We start from the raw sequence: 16,229 nt of genomic DNA, 5'->3' as shown, positions 1-16,229 counted from the left end.
GGAGAATCATATGTCTATTATTGATTTGTCGGTCAGAAAACCGGTTGCAATGACTATGCTTCTTATGATTGTTATGATGTTTGGTTTGTATTCATGTTTTCAGTTGCCTGTTGATTTTTTGCCGGACATAGAAAATCCAATTCTTACAGTCAGTACGGATTATGACGGGGCAGGTCCTGAAGAAATTGAAAATTCCGTAACGCGTCCTTTAGAACAGTATTTGTCTACAGTTGAGAATATTGATAATATTTCCTCATCTTCCAAAGAAGGTAACTCAATGGTACAACTTGAGTTCAAATGGGGGACGGATCTTGATACGGCGATGTTTAATGTACGTGAAAAAATCGACTTAGCTCGAGATTCTCTGCCTGACGACGCTAAAAGTCCTATTATCTATAAATTTTCTACTGATATGATTCCTGTAATGGGTTTTTATATGGGTGGAATTAGTGATTTGGCTACTGCTTACGATATTGCAAATAATCAAATCAAAAAAGGACTCGAACAAGTTCCCGGTGTTGGGCAAGTGGAAGTAAGCGGTGGGATTTTGACGGAAGTTCATATTGAATTGATTCAAAATCGATTGCAAGCTTATAGTTTAGATGCTGAAAAGGTCAGAAAAATCGTTGCTGCTAACGATATTAGTGCTTCAGGGGGTTCGGTTTATCAGGGGTCGATGAAGTATGGTATCCGTACTGATGGAGAATTAAAGACATTGCTAGATATTCGGAATATTGTTGTCGAATATAGAAATGGTACGCCGATTTTGCTTAGTGATATTGCAGAAGTGTCTTATGGTGGCAATGATGATAATTCAATTTTTTATGCTAATGGTGAACCTGCTGTATCTTTTACTGTAACAAAATCATCTGGTGCTAATACTGTTAAAGTAGCAGAAGCAATTCAAAAACGTTTAGAAAGTTTAAAATCATCCTTGCCTCCCTCCGTACAATTAACAGAAATGTTTAATACGGCTCAAAATATTATCGATTCACAAAAATCGGTATCATCGGCAGCATTTTCTGGAGCTATTTTTGCGATGTTGGTACTTTTTTTCTACTTATGGAATTGGCGTGCTTTAGCTGTTATCGGGCTTTCTATTCCCACATCCATTATTACGACTTTTGTAGTGATGTTCTTGATGGGCACAAGTCTTAACATTATTTCTATGTCTGGATTGGCGTTAGGGGTGGGAATGATGGTCGACTCTTCTATTGTGGTGCTTGAAAATATTTTCCGGCATCGGTCGGAAGGTGAAGGCCGTTACAATGCATCCATTAACGGTGCTAAAGAAGTAACACTGGCTATTACAGCGTCTACGTTTACTACGATTGCAGTTTTTCTGCCGATTTTTTTGACTCCTGGCTTTATTGCACAATTGTTTCGTGATTTAGCTATTACGGTAGTTATTTCATTGCTATCATCGTTAGTTATTTCTATTACTCTTGTACCGATGCTTTGTTCCTTGCTTATTAAAGATTCTGATTTAGAAGATGCATCTTTCGAAGATACACAAGAAAACGAAGTTTTAACTCAGTACCAACGTGAACATATGCGTTGGAATGATAGAATTTTGCATGATATTGATGTTTTTTATAAACATGTACTGGAATGGTGTGTGACCCATAAAAAAATCATTGTTTACGGAAGTACAATTAGCGTATTGATTGCGTTAACATTATCTATTGTGCTGGTCGGAAAAGAATACATGCCCGTAAATGATGATGGGCGTTTTGAGTTTACGTTGACATATCCACCAGGTACGCGTGTTAATTATAATGATTCTATGACGACGGAAATTGTCAGGCGGCTTCCGGAAGTCATAGGAGAGGAAAATTTAGAATCGATTGGTACTCAAGTAAAATCTTCTAGAGGATTTTTTGGTTCTACTGATGAGTTCAAATCAAAAGTGACTGTTAAATTAGTACCTGTTGCTGATCGCTCTGAAGGAATTAACGACATTGTTACGCGTGTTCGTCGTTTGTTGGAACAATATCCTGTTAAAAATTATATTCGTGTCGGTGGCGGAATGGCGGGTGGCAGTGGTGGTGAGCCTATCGAATTAGAAGTACGTGGTGATGATTTAGAAATTACTCAGAAGCTTGCTGATCAGATTATCACTGTAATGAACAGCATCGAAGGTATTGAAAATCCACGTCTTACCGATGATGAAGGACTACCTGAAATTGTGCTTAAGCCTAATAGAATTGCATTAGCTAGAGAAGGACTTTCAGCAACTGATTTGTTTAATACAATCCGAACAGCTTTTGGTGGCCGTGTTGCGACAACAATTCTTGGCAACAGCGGGGATGATATTGATGTTTTGGTTAAGGTTCGCGATGAGGATAGGGTATCGATTGATGCATTGCTTAATCTTAATATTCCAACATCAAGCGGCAAGAATGTTTCTTTTAAGAATCTCGTGACTTCTGTAATTGCTACGGGACCTGCACAAATAAGACGTAAAGATTCGACGCGTTATATTCAGATTAAGTCTTCAACAAGCGGCATCTTCGAAAAAGACGTGACGGGAGCTGTTGATAAAATCCGAGAAGAAATCGGGAAAAACTTGTTTGTTCCTGCAGGTGTACAGCTTGTTTTTGCTGGCGACTATGAAGACACACAAGAAAGCATGTTAGGCTTAGCAGGTGCGTTTTTAATTGCTATTTTCATTGTATATGCTCTTATGGCGGCTCAATTCGAATCCTATATTGCTCCCTTTGTTATTATGGCATCAGTGCCTTTTGGTGCTTTGGGAGCAATATTAGGACTTTTTGTGTCGGGGCGCTCGTTAAATGTGATTTCGGCTGCGGGTATTGTGGTTTTGGTGGGAATTGTGATCAACAACGGTATCGTATTGGTTGATTATATGAATCAGCTGTTAGCAAAGCGCACACCGGTTGACGAAGCGGCGATTCAAGCTGGTGTACGTCGGATTCGTCCGGTGTTTATGACGACGCTGACAACTATTTTGGGGCTGATTCCTATGGCGCTTGGTGTTGGTGAAGGTGGTGATACTTATGCACCGTTAGCAACATCGATTTTAGGAGGCCTAATTGTTTCAACATTATTTACTTTGCTGATTGTTCCTACAGCTTATGCTGGCATCCGCAAGCGATTTCCCTATGTTATTCGTGAAGATAATGTTTAATATGAACTGCAGAAACGTCTCTTTTTGAGGCGTTTTTTGCGATTTATGGATTTTATGTTATAATATGAAAAAAAGAAGGGCTTATGAAAAAATTAGGTGTTAATATTGATCACATTGCAACACTAAGACAAGTGCGTGCAGCGTCTTATCCGGAACCTCTTCAAGCGTCTTATTTGGTGCAAAATGCCGGTGCTGATAACATTACTATTCATCCCCGTGAGGACCAGCGGCATATTCAGAAAAGAGATGCATATTTGATCCGTGAAGCCTGTTCACTGCCATTAAATATTGAAATGGCTCTAAATGAAGATATTATGGCAACAGTTCTTGATGTTTGTCCTGATGAAATTTGTATTGTTCCAGAAAACCGTAACGAATTGACAACAGAAGGTGGCTTGGATGTGGCCGCAGCATATAAAAAATTGGAAAAATTTATTCCACTTGCTAAGGATCGGCATATTACAGTTAGTTTGTTTATCGAGCACAGCCGAGAAGTAGTGGATTTGTCTTATAAGTTAGGTGCTGATGCTGTGGAAATTCATACAGGGGCTTATGCTGATGCAGAAACACCTCAAGCTCAAGATATTTTACTTAAAAAAATTAATGATATTGCTTATTATGCTGATTCGCTTGGCTTAATTGTGAATGCTGGTCACGGTTTAAATTATCAAAATGTCAAACCTATTGTGGATATTGATCCTATTCGCACTTTAAACATAGGGCATGCTATTGTTTCGCGTGCTGTATTTGTTGGCTTGGAACGTGCTGTCCGTGATATGAAAATACTTATCAGTTGTTAAGCTCGCTTTGGTAAGTACTGGACGTATGGCCCCAAATTGGAGCGGTGATACTTTGACTGTTAAGACCTTTTTGGCACTCAAATTTAAGGACCAATGCAATAATATGAACAGCAGCGGGGCGTATTCCGGCAATCCTACTGAGCTGTCCCAAACTATAAGGCCGTAGTGCAGAAAGTTTTTCTATTTCTTCCAGACGTAACCCAGAAACTCTATCGTAAGGAAAATCTTGAGGTATAATTGTTTGTTCGGCATTTTTTACTTCTTCGATGCGATAAAGATCTTCTTGAATGTAGCCTTGATATTTTGTTTCGATAGTAATTTGTTCTTCTTCCAAAAAATGATAATGATTGAGCATAATATTGAAGAGAGCTAGTGCTTTTTTTAAAGAAGGGTAGTTGATTTCCGGTCGTTTAAGAAGATCAGCTGCTGATATTTTTTTGGGAGGAAGAGGTGTATTGAGTTGCTGGAATAATTCAGCCAATTCGGAAGACGGAGTAATATTGATATTTTCAAGTTCCTTAATCCCTTGTTTAATACGGCTATATTTTTCCAAGCAAAATTCATAATTTTTTTTATCTAAAATTCCTAATTCATGTCCGATCGGACTTAAACGTATGTCAGCATTATCTTCGCGCAGCAAAAGACGATATTCCACGCGCGACGTAAACATTCGGTATGGCTCTATAGTGCCGAGAGTTGTTAAATCATCAATCATAACACCAATATAGCTATCCGAACGTTTGAGAATTAAAGGGTTCTTTTCTTGAACACAGAGCGCTGCATTAATGCCAGCAATCATGCCAAGCGCTGCTGCTTCTTCGTATCCTGTTGTGCCGTTGATTTGCCCAGCAAAGAAAAGATTATTAATTTTTTTTGTCTCCAAGGATGGTTTGAGTTCTGTAGGATCTATATAATCATGTTCAATGGCATAAGCTGGCCTTGTCATGACCGCATTCTCAAGCCCCTGGATGCTGTGAATTAATTCCTTTTGTACTTCGATAGGCATGGAGTTAGATATCCCATTAGGATAAATTTCGTTACTGTAAATGCTTTCCGGTTCAAGAAAAACATGATGACGCTGCTTATCAGGGAATTTCATTACTTTATCTTCAATTGACGGGCAGTAACGCACACCTGTGGCATCAACATCTCCGGAGTACATAGGAGCTTTTTCGATGTTTTTGGCTATCAACTGATGTGTTTTTTCGTTAGTATAAGTGAGAAAACATGGTGTTTGCTGCGGATTAAAAGAGTCAAAATCTGTACGAAACGAAAACGGTCGAGGGTTGAGATCTCCGTTTTGTATCTCCGTTTTAGAAAAATCAATTGTTCGTCCGTCAAGACGTGGCGGCGTTCCGGTTTTGAAGCGGCGTACTCTAAAATCAAAATCTTTAATTGTTTGTGCTAGCCGGATTGATGAATTTTCACCTATGCGTCCTGCCGGATAACTCATCTCACCAATACGAACCAAGCCATCTAAAAAAGTGCCTGGAGTAATTACAACAGCTTGACTATAATACTTAATACCTAACTGCCCAATTACGCCGTTTATCCGATATTTTTCGATGATTAAATCTTCAATTGAATCCTGAATAATCGTAAGATTTGGCGTATGGAACAGCATTTTTTGTATCAGACTACGGTAGGCAATTTTATCCACTTGAGCTCGCGATGAACGTACAGCAGGTCCTTTTTTCATATTCAAACGCCGAAACTGTAATCCTGTTTGATCTGTTGCTAATCCCATTAAACCGCCTAAAGCATCAATTTCTTTAACCAGCTGTCCTTTTCCGATGCCGCCAACAGATGGATTGCAAGGCATATGTCCTAAAAGATCAAGGTTCGAAGACAATAACAATGTCTGAATTCCCATTTGCGCTGCTGCATGAGCTGCTTCAATGCCGGCATGCCCGCCTCCAACGATAATGATGTCCCAAAAATTTGTTGATTGTTTCACATTTTTTCCTTATTTTTTTTGAATTTTTACCGATATATGATTATACCAAAAATTTTGGATATTTGTAAAGATTATTTACGGGTTCGATAAAATGATTTTTTTGTTAAGAGGTATTTTGCTGAGTGTTGTTTGTATGATAATTTCTGCGTCGTCAATTACTGTAGCGTTTATTCTTGAAAATAATTTGCTTCGTGTGTCTCAGATTTATCTCTATACGGCATTATTTGTTTTTCTTTTGTCTATGATTATTTGCTATCCTTTTTTTAAACTTTGCGATCAAACAGCAGTAATTGTTAAGCACTATATAGAAACAAGGAAATCTTTTGGAGGATACCGTGAACGATTCAAATAAATTTTTATCTGTCTTCAAAAAATATATATTTCCTGTAATAATTTTTTTATTATTAAGTTTGGTTCCGTTTTTTTTTCTTCAATATAATCAAAAATCCACAAAACGTTTAATGAAAACGTTTCCCCAATTGTTTGAAGTATCAGGTTCAACGGGTGATGCCTTACGCGAAGCTGCTGAACGTGATTATTATGTAGTTTTTGAATCAAATATGTCTTATTATGTTCCTTATCAACCTATTATTTTGAATCTTGCGGTTTCTGAAAAACAAAATGGGTTAGTTTTAGATGATTTGACTCCTTATGTTGTTGTACAAGATGAAAATGGCAATTTACTACCAGATATTTTTGGTCGTACTAAGATACCCTTGCTTTTTTCGCAGCAAGATCATTATTTTTCAGTGAAACTCATGCTTAATAATCCGGAATATATTGGAGATCTTGTTATTAAAGCAGTGATTGAAATGCCGGCATTTGATGCCCCTTCTGAAAAAATTCTTCATACAAAAATAATTCTTCCTTCTCCTAATTCGATGCTATCTAATACATTCACTTTCCTGACTCTCGACTCTAAAGAGACTATTAATGAACGTAGTATTTTATCGGTATCTGGTAGGGAGACGAGTATTAATCATCTTTATGAATGGTTTTCGATGATGAATATTGATGCGGTTTTGATGCCTTCCGCTATCAGTAAAACATTTATTTCTCAGAATGTCAGTGTGCCTTGGGATATCGAAAAATTACAAGAAAGCCTCCGCTTAGCTAAGGATTTTTCGAGGCGTGGAAAAGATGTTGCATTTTGGGTGCAGGCACTCGAAGTAGAAGGCATAGAATTAGAACGTTTAGGTTACATGGAATCCCAACAAAAAATAGAATATCAAAAATCGAATTTTTCTGAATTAAGTGTTATTTCCTTGAGCGACCGTAAGCGTTTTTTTGATTTGTATTTCATATTGAGTAATCATATTGCAGAAAGTTCTGTAAATTATGTAGGTCTTTCAAAAATATTTTTTGGCGATAGCTACCATGAGGAGTTAAAGCCGATTTTTCTTAAAGATTTTCCGGGACTAGCTAATCATCATATATTTGACCATGCATTTGGCATTTGGAAAAAATATACTGCTGTCAGTTATTTTCGTGATCTAATTAAGAAACTTAAATCTCAAAAATCTCAAAAAAAGATTTTTATGATGCTGGATAGTGCTGATTTATTAGCTTATCCTAGTATGTTATTAATGATGTTTGCAACAGGCATAGATTTTGTTATGCTTGATATTGATCTGCCGATCCATCAGATTGACAATTTTTATAAGATGCTAGAAAGTAATACACTATTCAAAATTTTTTTACCTTATATTGTGATTTCTTACCGAATTGATTATAATAATTTTGTAGAAGGGGATATTTCAGCTCCGGAAAATTGGATTAATCAAAATCTTCGCTCTCTGGATGAATATAATATTAATTCATTGCGTATTAATGATTTATATAGATCAATGTTTGGTAACCGTGGTGTATATACGGCATATGAGTGGATGTTATCGGCAGCATCTCTTGTGGATCAGTGGAAAAGTCAGCGTGAAAAAACAGCCCTTTTGGTTAATATTCTACCTAACACTCGATGGGTTACAAATTCTGTAGTTTTTAATGTTCAGCTGCAAAATAATACAAACAAAATAATTTCTAATATTATAATTAATTTGTTACCTTTATTGGACCTAGAAAGGCTTTTTGAAATTCGAATTCCTGAACTGAAAATTAAAGAAACATTTCGTACAAATTTCATATTGGACAATGTCAATTTTAAATCAAGTGTTGTACAAAAACAAACTCGTTTTATTGGATTTCACATAGAGTATCAATTGTTTAAAGAAGCAAGAAAAATGCAAAATATTCAATTATTGTCTTTTTTAGATCAATCTTCAGATAAAGATCTGATATATTCTGCTATATCGGCTCCTATATTGCCTGTTCCTGAGGAGAAAAACACAAATTCCGACACTGTAATACAAAAAAAATCTAATGATTTAGAATTTTCTAATGTGCAGGAAATGAAAAAAATTAATAAATCTCAAAAAAAACAAAAGACTTCTGTAAAAGAAAAGATCTCTAAAGAAGAAGATGATAATAAAAAATCTACAGAAATCGATAAAAAAGTTAAGAAAACACCGAAACGTTCTTTATTAAGAAAAAATAAGAAAACAAAAGAGGAATAAAAACTTGACTTTTTGGTACTTCTTTTGTTATAATAGTAGACATTGTTAATCTATTGGAGGTTAAGCTGTGCCAAATATAAAATCTGCAAAAATAAGAGCTAAACAAAATGAAAAAAGGCGGCTACGAAATAAGGCGATTAAAACATTTATTAGGCATTTACGTAGAAATGTTTTTCAAACGCTTACGGAAAAAATGTTTACTATAGAAGAAGCTCAAAAAGAGCTTAATGCTTTTAAAAAACAAGTTGATAAAGCTTGGTCGAAGGGAGTTTTGCCAAGAAATACATCTTCACGTATGAAGTCTTCTATGGAATTATTATTTAAAAAAAATTATTCTATTTAGTTATTATTAATTGGGGGTTGGTTTATGGGAAAAAGTAAACTCACAAAATCTGATATAGTGGATATTTTATGTGGAGATGGAGAAATAATTGAAAGTAGAGCATCTAAGCATCAAATTGCTTTGGTTATATCGAAATTTATTGAAACTTTGCGAAAAGAGATCGAAAAATTAAATAATAATGAACGCATAGAATTAAGAGGATTTGGTACTTTTGGAATTAGACAAAGAAAAGATCGCATAGCACGTAATCCTAAAACAAATGAACATGTGAATGTCCCTGCTCGTAAATCTCCTTATTTTAAGGCAGGTCGTTATTTGCGTTCTATAGATAATAATTAATAAAATTTTAAAAAAATCTTAAACAATTTTCTTAAACAGTTTATTGGTATTTAAGATCTTAGTGATTTTTATATTTATTAATAATTTCTCTTTAAAATTAGAGATATTAGCTTTCTATTTTTTAGATTGATTAAGAATTTATTTCTAAATAAGTGGTTTATTACTGTTATTAATAATTTATAGAATATATCATTTTTAGTATCTAATAAAAATTACCAGTTAGTTGGTAAATCTAGAAATGTACATTTTATATTTTGGAATTTTTTATTTATTTTTTTTAAAAGTGCTTGTATACCAAAAGTTTCAGTAGCATAGTGTCCCGCACATATAATATTTATTTCTAGTTCCTTAGCATAGTGGTACAAAAGACTGTTTGTTTCGCCACTTAAAAAGGTATCAACTCCTTTTGCATAAGCTTCGAAGAAAGCACTCGTATCAAGTCCTGCACCTCCAGAGCACACTGCTACTCTTTGAATCATCTTTTTTCCAAAGGGCATTTCAGTGATATTTTGTGATATTTTTTTTCTAATTTTTTTGATAAAATTACTGTATGATATCTGTGAATTATATATACCTATATATCCAACATCAAAGAATAATTCTTTAGTGTTTGTCATATCTAATAGCTGAATGAGTTGAACATTATTGCCCAATGTAGGGTGAATATCAAGTGGTAAATGACTACAATATAAATTTATATCATGCTGGCACAAAAGTTGAATTCTTTGTTTATCAATACCTGTAATTTGTTTTAATCCGCCCCAGATCAAACCATGATGAGTAATTAAAAAATCTATTTGTTGTTCAACCGCTTTTTGAAATGTTTCGATAGAAACATCAACTGCTCCTCCAACATGAGTAATTAACTCTCTACCTTCGAATTGTAGGGAATTAATAGTATGATCTTTGATGTTATTTGGTAATAGCCAAGAATCTAAAGAATCTATTAATTGATGTCTTTTTATCATTGTTTTTTTCGTTGATATTGTTCTACTGCTAAATTATGTTCAACAAGCGTCTTAGAAAAAATATGAGTTCCATCTCCTTTTCCTACAAAATATAAATATGAAGTTGGTTCTGGCGATAGGCTGGCAAGAAGTGCAGATTTACCTGGATTAGCAATAGGTCCAGGCGGTGTTCCATAAGTATAGTAGGTATTATAAGGAGATGGCCATGGAGGTCTTAAATGCTTATATCTTATGTTTCCGTCATATTCATTTTCTAGAATCAAAGCATAAATAAGTGTCGGATCAGCTTGCATTTTCATACCTATTGCCAGTCGTTTGGTATACACCCCGGCAATCAATCCCATTTCATTATTTCCTCCAGATTCTTTTTCTACGATAGAAGCAAGTGTTAATAATTGATGCAGAGTTTTGTTTTGTTCTTTAAGGTTTGTCAGAATATCTGGTGTAATTATTTTGTCAAAGCGTAAAAGCATCGTTTTTACTACAGTTTCAGGCTGTGAATTTATACTAAAATTATAAGTATCAGGAAACAAATAACCTTCTAGAGTTTGAGCAGAATTACTTGGTATATTATAACGGATGAGATATTCTGGTTTGCTGATTTCTTTGATAAAATCATTGGAGGAAATAATATTATTTTTTTCTAGAAGAGCTGCAATATCAAAGCTATTAAATCCTTCAGGAATAGTAATTCGTATGCCTGAATCTCTACCAGAACTTAAGATTTTAAGAATATCATAATAAGAAGATTGTGGAGGTATAATATAATTGCCCACTTTAAGCTTAGAACTTTGTCCTGAAAGCTTTGCTGTCAGACGGAATATTTTGAAGTCATCAATGATTTTTTCATCAATTAAACGTTGAGTTACTTTAGAAAGATTATCTCCTCTATTCACTGAAAAGTAAACTTCAGTATTATTTTGGGATTTTGTACACGAAATAAGCAATAAAAATAAACATAATATCTTATATTTCAATGTTTTTTCCTTATCTTATGAGAGAACTATTATTAAATAAATAATTTTTATTTCATATGTTCTTTGCATGTTTCTGCATAAGGAATAGCTTCTAAGCGTTCTAGTTCAATTGGTTTGTCACATATAAGACATTTACCGAAGAGACCATCTTCTATTCGTTTTAATGCTCTATCAATTTTATCTAAAGTGTTTCTTTGTGAAGCTGTTAATTCTTCGCTCACCGCAACATATGTTAAAGCTTCCGCTTTGTCTGCCATGTCGCCTTGAATATTAAATGGACTTTCTTCATCTTCCAGCTCGCCGATAATAGTCTCAATGAGCTCTGATTTTAAATCTGTTAATTTTTTATGAAAAAATGCAAGTTGTTCTTGTGTTAACATAATACCGCCTAGTCTTATCTTTCTAGTCTTATCTTTTATGATGATAAAACATTTACTACTGTTTTTCCCCGGCTATAGGTAAATTTTATAATTCCATCTGTTAAAGCAAACAAGGTATCATCTCCACCGCGACCCACTGAAATACCAGGATGAAATTTTGTCCCACGTTGGCGTATAATAATGTTTCCAGCAATAACTTTTTCTCCACCAAATTTTTTAACTCCTAGCCTTTTCGATATACTATCTCTTCCGTTTTTGGCTGAGCCTCCGGATTTTTTTGATGCCATTTTAGCCTCCAATATTTAGAGTAATTTCCTTTGGATATTGTTCGTGTAACGCTTTTAATCCTATAGTTAATTGGACAAATAATATATGAGAAATAGAAGTTTTAGGAATTTTTGCCTGAACATACCCTTTGTCTGCAGGAATTTTATGTTGTTCTAAGTATTCTTCTGTAAGTCTCCATGCTTCTAACAAAGCAGAGACTCCAGCACATACAATACTTTCACTATGTCCTTGTACTTTGATTTCTATATTATCCAATTGTTCTTTAAGAGTTATAGTTATCATTTATTGATGTTGGTAATTTTAATCAATGTATATTTTTGTCTGTGACCAGTCTTTACTCTGTAATTTGTTTTATTTTTATATTTAAATACAGTCAATTTTTTACCTTTTACTAATGGGTCAATAATTTCCGCTTTAACCGTTGCGGAAAGATACGGAGCTCCGATTTCGGTGTTACCGTTGTCGTTGAGCATCGCAACCTTATCAAAATTTAATAATGTTCCTTTTTCTCCGGCAATTAAATTAACAAGAAGCTCTGCGCCTTCTTCGGCTTTGTGCGATTGACCGCCTATCTCTACAATTGCGTACATAAGAATTACTCCTTTGATGTCTGTCTGAAATTCAGATACTTGAAAAGTATTATACTTGCTTTTAAACTATTTGTCAATATTTATTTGCATTTATATCAGTAATCGATCCAAAATACGGTATTGTAATGCTTCACTGACATGGATTTCATTAATCTGTGCGTCTCCTGATAAATCTGCAATTGTACGTGCGCACTTAATAATTTTATCGTAGGAACGCAATGAAAGAGATAACTTTTCCATAGCCAACTTTAGAAGATCTTCAGCGGCAGCGTTGGGTGTGCAGTATTTTTCTATTAATGGTGGCTCAAGATCGGCGTTGACCATGATATTTTCATACTTAAAACGTTCCATCTGAATTTTCCGAGCTTCGGTTACGCGTAATTTGATAGTTTCCGAGCGTTCCCCTTTTTTTCTTTGATCAAGCTTTTCGTAAGGTACGTTTCCTACTTGAATATGCATATCTATTCTATCAAGAAACGGATGCGAAAATTTTTTCAAAAGTCGCAGCATATCCTGTGTATTCCAGCTTTCAATGGTATCTCCTACTGGACTTTTTGAAGGATTCAAAGCACCGATCAACATAAATCGTGCCGGAAAACTAACCACTCCTTCAGCACGTGAAATAGTAATTTTTTTTTTCTTCCAAAGGCTGCCTTAACACCTGAAGTATGGAACCACTGAATTCCTGCAGTTCATTCAAAAACAAAATACCATTATGTGCCAAACTTATTTCACCAGGCTTTGGAAAGCGTCCACCTCCAACGATCGCAATGTCCGAAGCTGTATGATGGGGAGCTCGAAATGGCCGTGTGCGCATTAGTTGAGAACCAGATAGTGTTCCACAAACACTATGAATTTTGGAAGTTTCCAATGATTCTTGAGGTGAAATCGGAGGTAGAATCCCGGGCATTCGTCGAGCTAGCATAGTTTTTCCTGTCCCGGGAGGTCCCAGCATCAAAATATTATGTCGTCCTGCAGCTGCAATTTCCAGAGCACGTTTGGCTGTTTCTTGTCCTTTGACGTCGCTAAAGCAGAATAATTTTTCCTCTTCAAAAATTTTTGATTTTGGAGGGCATGATGAAGAAACAGGATATTTTCCTTGAATTATTTCGAAGGCATCTGTCAAATGTTTAATTCCAATTATTTTTATTCCATCTATCATCATAGCTTCAGCGGCATTTTCTGCAGGGCAGACGAACGTTTCAAAACCTTGTTCTTTTGCATGGGCTGCTAAAATCAGTGATCCTTGAATGCTGCGAAGTTGCCCGTCCAGCGAAAGTTCACCCAACATAAATGTTTTTTCAGGGATCGAAAGATCGGCTTCGTGGGCCAAAATGCCGAGGGTAATGGGAAGATCAAACAATGTGCCAATTTTTTTAACCCCAGCTGGTGCAAGGTTAACAATAATTTGCTTGCCTGGAAAATGAAAGCCGGAATTGGTTATTGCTGTTTCGATGCGACGGCAAGATTCGCGGATAGTGGTGCCTGGCAATCCAACTATTTCAAAATTTTTCATGCGAGGCTTGATATCTATTTCTATTTCAATAGTTAGGCAGTCTAAACCGAAAAATGCGCCCGAAAATGTTCTAATCATTCTCTCTCCCGAAATCTTTTTGTTTAAAAAATTGTTTTTTATTGTTAATAATGCTATATTTTACAGTATATCTTGAGAATTTTCATTTTTTTTTGTCCGAATATTTGGAGGAAATTTATGGCTGTAAAGCACAAATCGACTACTTCCAAAAAAACTAAAAAATTAACGAAATTGGTGATTGTCGAGTCTCCGTCAAAAGCGGCGACTTTAAGAAAATATCTTGGAAGCTCGTACACAATCAAAGCGTCCGCTGGACATGTGATTGACTTGCCGAAATCGACTTTAGGAATTGATACTCAAACTTTCGAGCCTCGTTATATTGTGATGCGTGACCGTAGTAAGGTGATCAAAGAATTAGCTGAAGCATTGAAAAGCTCCAGTGAAGTGCTTCTTGCGTCCGACCCCGACCGTGAAGGCGAAGCAATAGCACGGCATTTAAAAAATTATTTTGAAGAGAAAGTCATTCCTAAACTGAAACGCAATATTCCGATCAAACGGATCCGCTTTTTAGAAATTACGAAAGATGCTGTTCTAAATGCAGTAGCGGCTCCTACAGATATTGAAGAAAATTTGGTTAATGCCCAACAGGGGCGTCGCGTGATTGATCGTTTGTTCGGTTACGAACTTAGCCCACTTCTTTGGAAAAAGGTCAAAGGCAAGCTTTCTGCTGGACGTGTGCAATCAACGGCGTTGCGGCTGATCGTTGAACGTGAACATGAAATCAGAGTATTTGTTCCTCAAGAATACTGGACTCTTGATGCAGAATTGACTGCCGGCAAGCATAAATTTACTGCTGCATTGTCGCGTTATCAAGGTAGACGCGTTGTGACTCCCAATGATTTCAATAACGATAAAACTCAATGTGTTGTTCGATCAGAAAAAGAAATGAATGCTATTGTGTATACTCTTAAGAATGCTCATTTTATTGTTGAAGAGGCAAAAAAATCAACATCAACCACTAAAACATCAGCACCTTTTATCACTAGCACTTTGCAGCAATCCGCTAACAATCTTTTAGGCTGGGCTGCCGCGAAAACTATGCGTACTGCTCAGGAATTATATGAAGGTGTCGATTTGAGCAGCAGTCGGACTGGACTTATTACATATATGAGAACTGATTCGACAAGGATTTCACCGGGTGCAGCTCAAGATGCAGCTGAATTTATCAAGAATAATTATGGCTCTGAGTATCTTCCAAAAACACGGAACAGTTTTTCGAATAAAAAAAGTGCTCAAGATGCCCACGAAGCCATAAGGCCTACTGATGTGACTTTGCATCCGGATGAAATCAAACAGTTTCTTTCAAATGATCAGTATAAATTATACAATTTGATTTGGCGCAAATTTGTTGCGTCTCAGATGGCGCCGGTTGAGCGCGAAGTCGAAAGTTTATCCATTGCTGCAGCAGAATGTGTATTTTATACATCAGGATCACGAGTGGTTTTTGATGGATTTCAGCGTGTTTGGACTTTTGCTTCCGACAAAAAAGATCCCAAATTGCCGCCGCGTCTTGATAAGGGAGCGTTGTTGAAATGTGAGAGGCTGGACCCCGAACAAAAATTTACGCAACCTCTACCCCGTTATACTGAAGCTACATTGGTCAAAACGATGGAAGAATTAGGGATCGGACGACCGTCAACTTATGCGCCAACAATGATGACGCTTTCCAAGCGCTATTATGTTAAAAAAGACGGGCGCAGTCTTATTCCAACAGAACTCGGTGAAGCAGTCAACAAGCTTTTGACGGATAATTTTTCGTCACTGATCAATGCTGAGTTTACGGCCGATATGGAAGAAAAACTCGATGCTGTCGAAGAAAACCGCGTGCCTTGGAAAGATGTGGTCCGTGCATTTTATACACCGTTTCATAAAACTGTAGCAGATGCTTATGAACGCGTGGATTCGATCAAAGGTGCATTCGACGAAAAAACAGATGAAATTTGTGATAAATGTGGTAAACCTATGCTTAAAAAGCTTGGGAAATATGGATATTTTCTAGCGTGTTCGGGTTGGCCGGAGTGCTCAAATGCAAAACCTATTCCTTACGGCAACTGTCCAAAGTGTCTTGAAGGAAAAGTTGTCGAAAAACGCGGCGGCAGACGTGGGGCTTTTTATGCGTGCACGGGCTACCCAGAATGCGATTTTATTGTTAATATGAAGCCATCAGGAAAAGTATGTCCTAAGGACGGAACACCTCTTTTCCCAAAATCAGGGGAAAATAATACTCCTATCTGTTTGCGGGAAGGATGTAGCTATTCTGAACAAGAGGATTGAT

15 protein-coding genes and 1 pseudogene are annotated in these 16,229 nt (G+C 36.1%); 7 read left to right on the top strand and 9 right to left on the bottom strand.

Annotated elements, in window-relative coordinates:
- The first annotated feature begins 10 nt into the window (after positions 1-10).
- Both BM018_RS00565 and BM018_RS00560 read left to right on the top strand, forming a co-directional pair.
- A complete protein-coding gene (locus BM018_RS00565) occupies positions 11-3,151 on the top strand; it encodes an efflux RND transporter permease subunit (RefSeq protein WP_092317126.1) in 3,141 nt (1,046 codons plus the stop codon).
- A gap of 83 nt (positions 3,152-3,234) precedes the next feature.
- Positions 3,235-3,951 (top strand): pyridoxine 5'-phosphate synthase, encoded by a 717-nt coding sequence (locus BM018_RS00560; protein WP_092317123.1) that lies wholly within the window; start codon positions 3,235-3,237, stop codon positions 3,949-3,951.
- Positions 3,952-4,033: 82 nt separating this feature from the next.
- Here the strand turns inward: BM018_RS00560 and mnmG are convergent.
- A pseudogene (mnmG, locus tag BM018_RS00555) lies at positions 4,034-5,908 on the bottom strand (tRNA uridine-5-carboxymethylaminomethyl(34) synthesis enzyme MnmG); the annotation flags it as partial.
- Between the two features lie 115 nt (positions 5,909-6,023).
- Here mnmG and BM018_RS00550 point away from each other — a divergent pair.
- The 4 genes from BM018_RS00550 (at position 6,024) to BM018_RS00535 (ending at position 9,157) form a co-directional block, all read left to right on the top strand.
- On the top strand, positions 6,024-6,260 hold the full coding sequence (locus BM018_RS00550) for a hypothetical protein (RefSeq protein WP_143280358.1): 237 nt from the start codon (positions 6,024-6,026) through the stop codon (positions 6,258-6,260).
- Positions 6,244-8,475: a hypothetical protein gene (locus tag BM018_RS00545; RefSeq protein WP_092317114.1), complete on the top strand. Its 2,232-nt coding sequence runs from the start codon at positions 6,244-6,246 to the stop codon at positions 8,473-8,475. Before BM018_RS00550 ends, BM018_RS00545 begins: the two co-directional genes overlap by 17 nt.
- 67 nt (positions 8,476-8,542) lie before the next feature.
- The gene (rpsT, locus tag BM018_RS00540; RefSeq protein WP_092317111.1) at positions 8,543-8,818 is read left to right on the top strand and encodes a 30S ribosomal protein S20; all 276 of its coding nucleotides are present in this window, start codon (positions 8,543-8,545) and stop codon (positions 8,816-8,818) included.
- A gap of 24 nt (positions 8,819-8,842) precedes the next feature.
- Positions 8,843-9,157: an HU family DNA-binding protein gene (locus BM018_RS00535; protein WP_092317108.1), complete on the top strand. Its 315-nt coding sequence runs from the start codon at positions 8,843-8,845 to the stop codon at positions 9,155-9,157.
- A gap of 212 nt (positions 9,158-9,369) precedes the next feature.
- On the opposite strand, the gene BM018_RS00530 is transcribed toward BM018_RS00535, so the two are convergent.
- The 8 genes from BM018_RS00530 to BM018_RS00500 all read right to left on the bottom strand — a co-directional run bounded on the left by BM018_RS00530 (position 9,370) and on the right by BM018_RS00500 (position 13,954).
- Entirely contained in the window at positions 9,370-10,125 is a 756-nt protein-coding gene (locus BM018_RS00530; protein WP_092317105.1) for a Nif3-like dinuclear metal center hexameric protein, read from the bottom strand.
- The gene (mltG, locus tag BM018_RS00525) at positions 10,122-11,102 is read right to left on the bottom strand and encodes an endolytic transglycosylase MltG (protein WP_092317102.1); all 981 of its coding nucleotides are present in this window, start codon (positions 11,100-11,102) and stop codon (positions 10,122-10,124) included. The genes BM018_RS00530 and mltG overlap by 4 nt, the downstream gene beginning before the upstream one ends.
- A gap of 47 nt (positions 11,103-11,149) precedes the next feature.
- Positions 11,150-11,482, bottom strand: coding sequence for a TraR/DksA family transcriptional regulator (locus BM018_RS07935; protein WP_092317099.1), 333 nt, complete (start codon positions 11,480-11,482; stop codon positions 11,150-11,152).
- Between the two features lie 35 nt (positions 11,483-11,517).
- A complete protein-coding gene (gene rpmA / locus BM018_RS00515; RefSeq protein ID WP_092317096.1) occupies positions 11,518-11,769 on the bottom strand; it encodes a 50S ribosomal protein L27 in 252 nt (83 codons plus the stop codon).
- A gap of 1 nt (position 11,770) precedes the next feature.
- Positions 11,771-12,052, bottom strand: coding sequence for a ribosomal-processing cysteine protease Prp (locus BM018_RS00510; protein ID WP_092317094.1), 282 nt, complete (start codon positions 12,050-12,052; stop codon positions 11,771-11,773).
- Complete coding sequence (gene rplU / locus BM018_RS00505) at positions 12,049-12,360, bottom strand: 50S ribosomal protein L21 (protein WP_092317091.1); 312 nt, start codon at positions 12,358-12,360, stop codon at positions 12,049-12,051. The genes BM018_RS00510 and rplU overlap by 4 nt, the downstream gene beginning before the upstream one ends.
- 90 nt (positions 12,361-12,450) lie before the next feature.
- Entirely contained in the window at positions 12,451-12,966 is a 516-nt protein-coding gene (locus tag BM018_RS08110) for a magnesium chelatase subunit ChlI family protein (protein ID WP_200778543.1), read from the bottom strand.
- A 4-nt stretch (positions 12,967-12,970) separates the two neighbouring features.
- Complete coding sequence (locus BM018_RS00500) at positions 12,971-13,954, bottom strand: YifB family Mg chelatase-like AAA ATPase (protein ID WP_200778542.1); 984 nt, start codon at positions 13,952-13,954, stop codon at positions 12,971-12,973.
- A gap of 117 nt (positions 13,955-14,071) precedes the next feature.
- On the opposite strand from BM018_RS00500, the gene topA reads away from it, so the two are divergent.
- On the top strand, positions 14,072-16,228 hold the full coding sequence (gene topA, locus BM018_RS00495) for a type I DNA topoisomerase (protein ID WP_092317088.1): 2,157 nt from the start codon (positions 14,072-14,074) through the stop codon (positions 16,226-16,228).
- Position 16,229 lies beyond the last annotated feature (1 nt).

This window comes from Brevinema andersonii, assembly GCF_900112165.1.
In the GTDB taxonomy this organism is placed as follows: Bacteria; Spirochaetota; Brevinematia; order Brevinematales; family Brevinemataceae; genus Brevinema; species Brevinema andersonii.
Note: the sequence above shows the minus strand (reverse complement) of the source record. Positions and strands in the feature narration are given on the sequence as shown.

Bases quoted from the DNA above. Each gene is read 5' to 3' on its own strand.
- BM018_RS00565 (WP_092317126.1), top strand. From the start codon at position 11: ATGTCTATTATTGATTTGTCGGTCAGAAAACCGGTTGCAATGACTATG.
- BM018_RS00560 (WP_092317123.1), top strand. From the start codon at position 3,235: ATGAAAAAATTAGGTGTTAATATTGATCACATTGCAACACTAAGACAA.
- BM018_RS00535 (WP_092317108.1), top strand. From the start codon at position 8,843: ATGGGAAAAAGTAAACTCACAAAATCTGATATAGTGGATATTTTATGT.
- BM018_RS00530 (WP_092317105.1), bottom strand. From the start codon at position 10,125: ATGATAAAAAGACATCAATTAATAGATTCTTTAGATTCTTGGCTATTA.
- BM018_RS07935 (WP_092317099.1), bottom strand. From the start codon at position 11,482: ATGTTAACACAAGAACAACTTGCATTTTTTCATAAAAAATTAACAGAT.
- rpmA (WP_092317096.1), bottom strand. From the start codon at position 11,769: ATGGCATCAAAAAAATCCGGAGGCTCAGCCAAAAACGGAAGAGATAGT.
- BM018_RS00510 (WP_092317094.1), bottom strand. From the start codon at position 12,052: ATGATAACTATAACTCTTAAAGAACAATTGGATAATATAGAAATCAAA.
- rplU (WP_092317091.1), bottom strand. From the start codon at position 12,360: ATGTACGCAATTGTAGAGATAGGCGGTCAATCGCACAAAGCCGAAGAA.
- BM018_RS00500 (WP_200778542.1), bottom strand. From the start codon at position 13,954: ATGATTAGAACATTTTCGGGCGCATTTTTCGGTTTAGACTGCCTAACT.
- topA (WP_092317088.1), top strand. From the start codon at position 14,072: ATGGCTGTAAAGCACAAATCGACTACTTCCAAAAAAACTAAAAAATTA.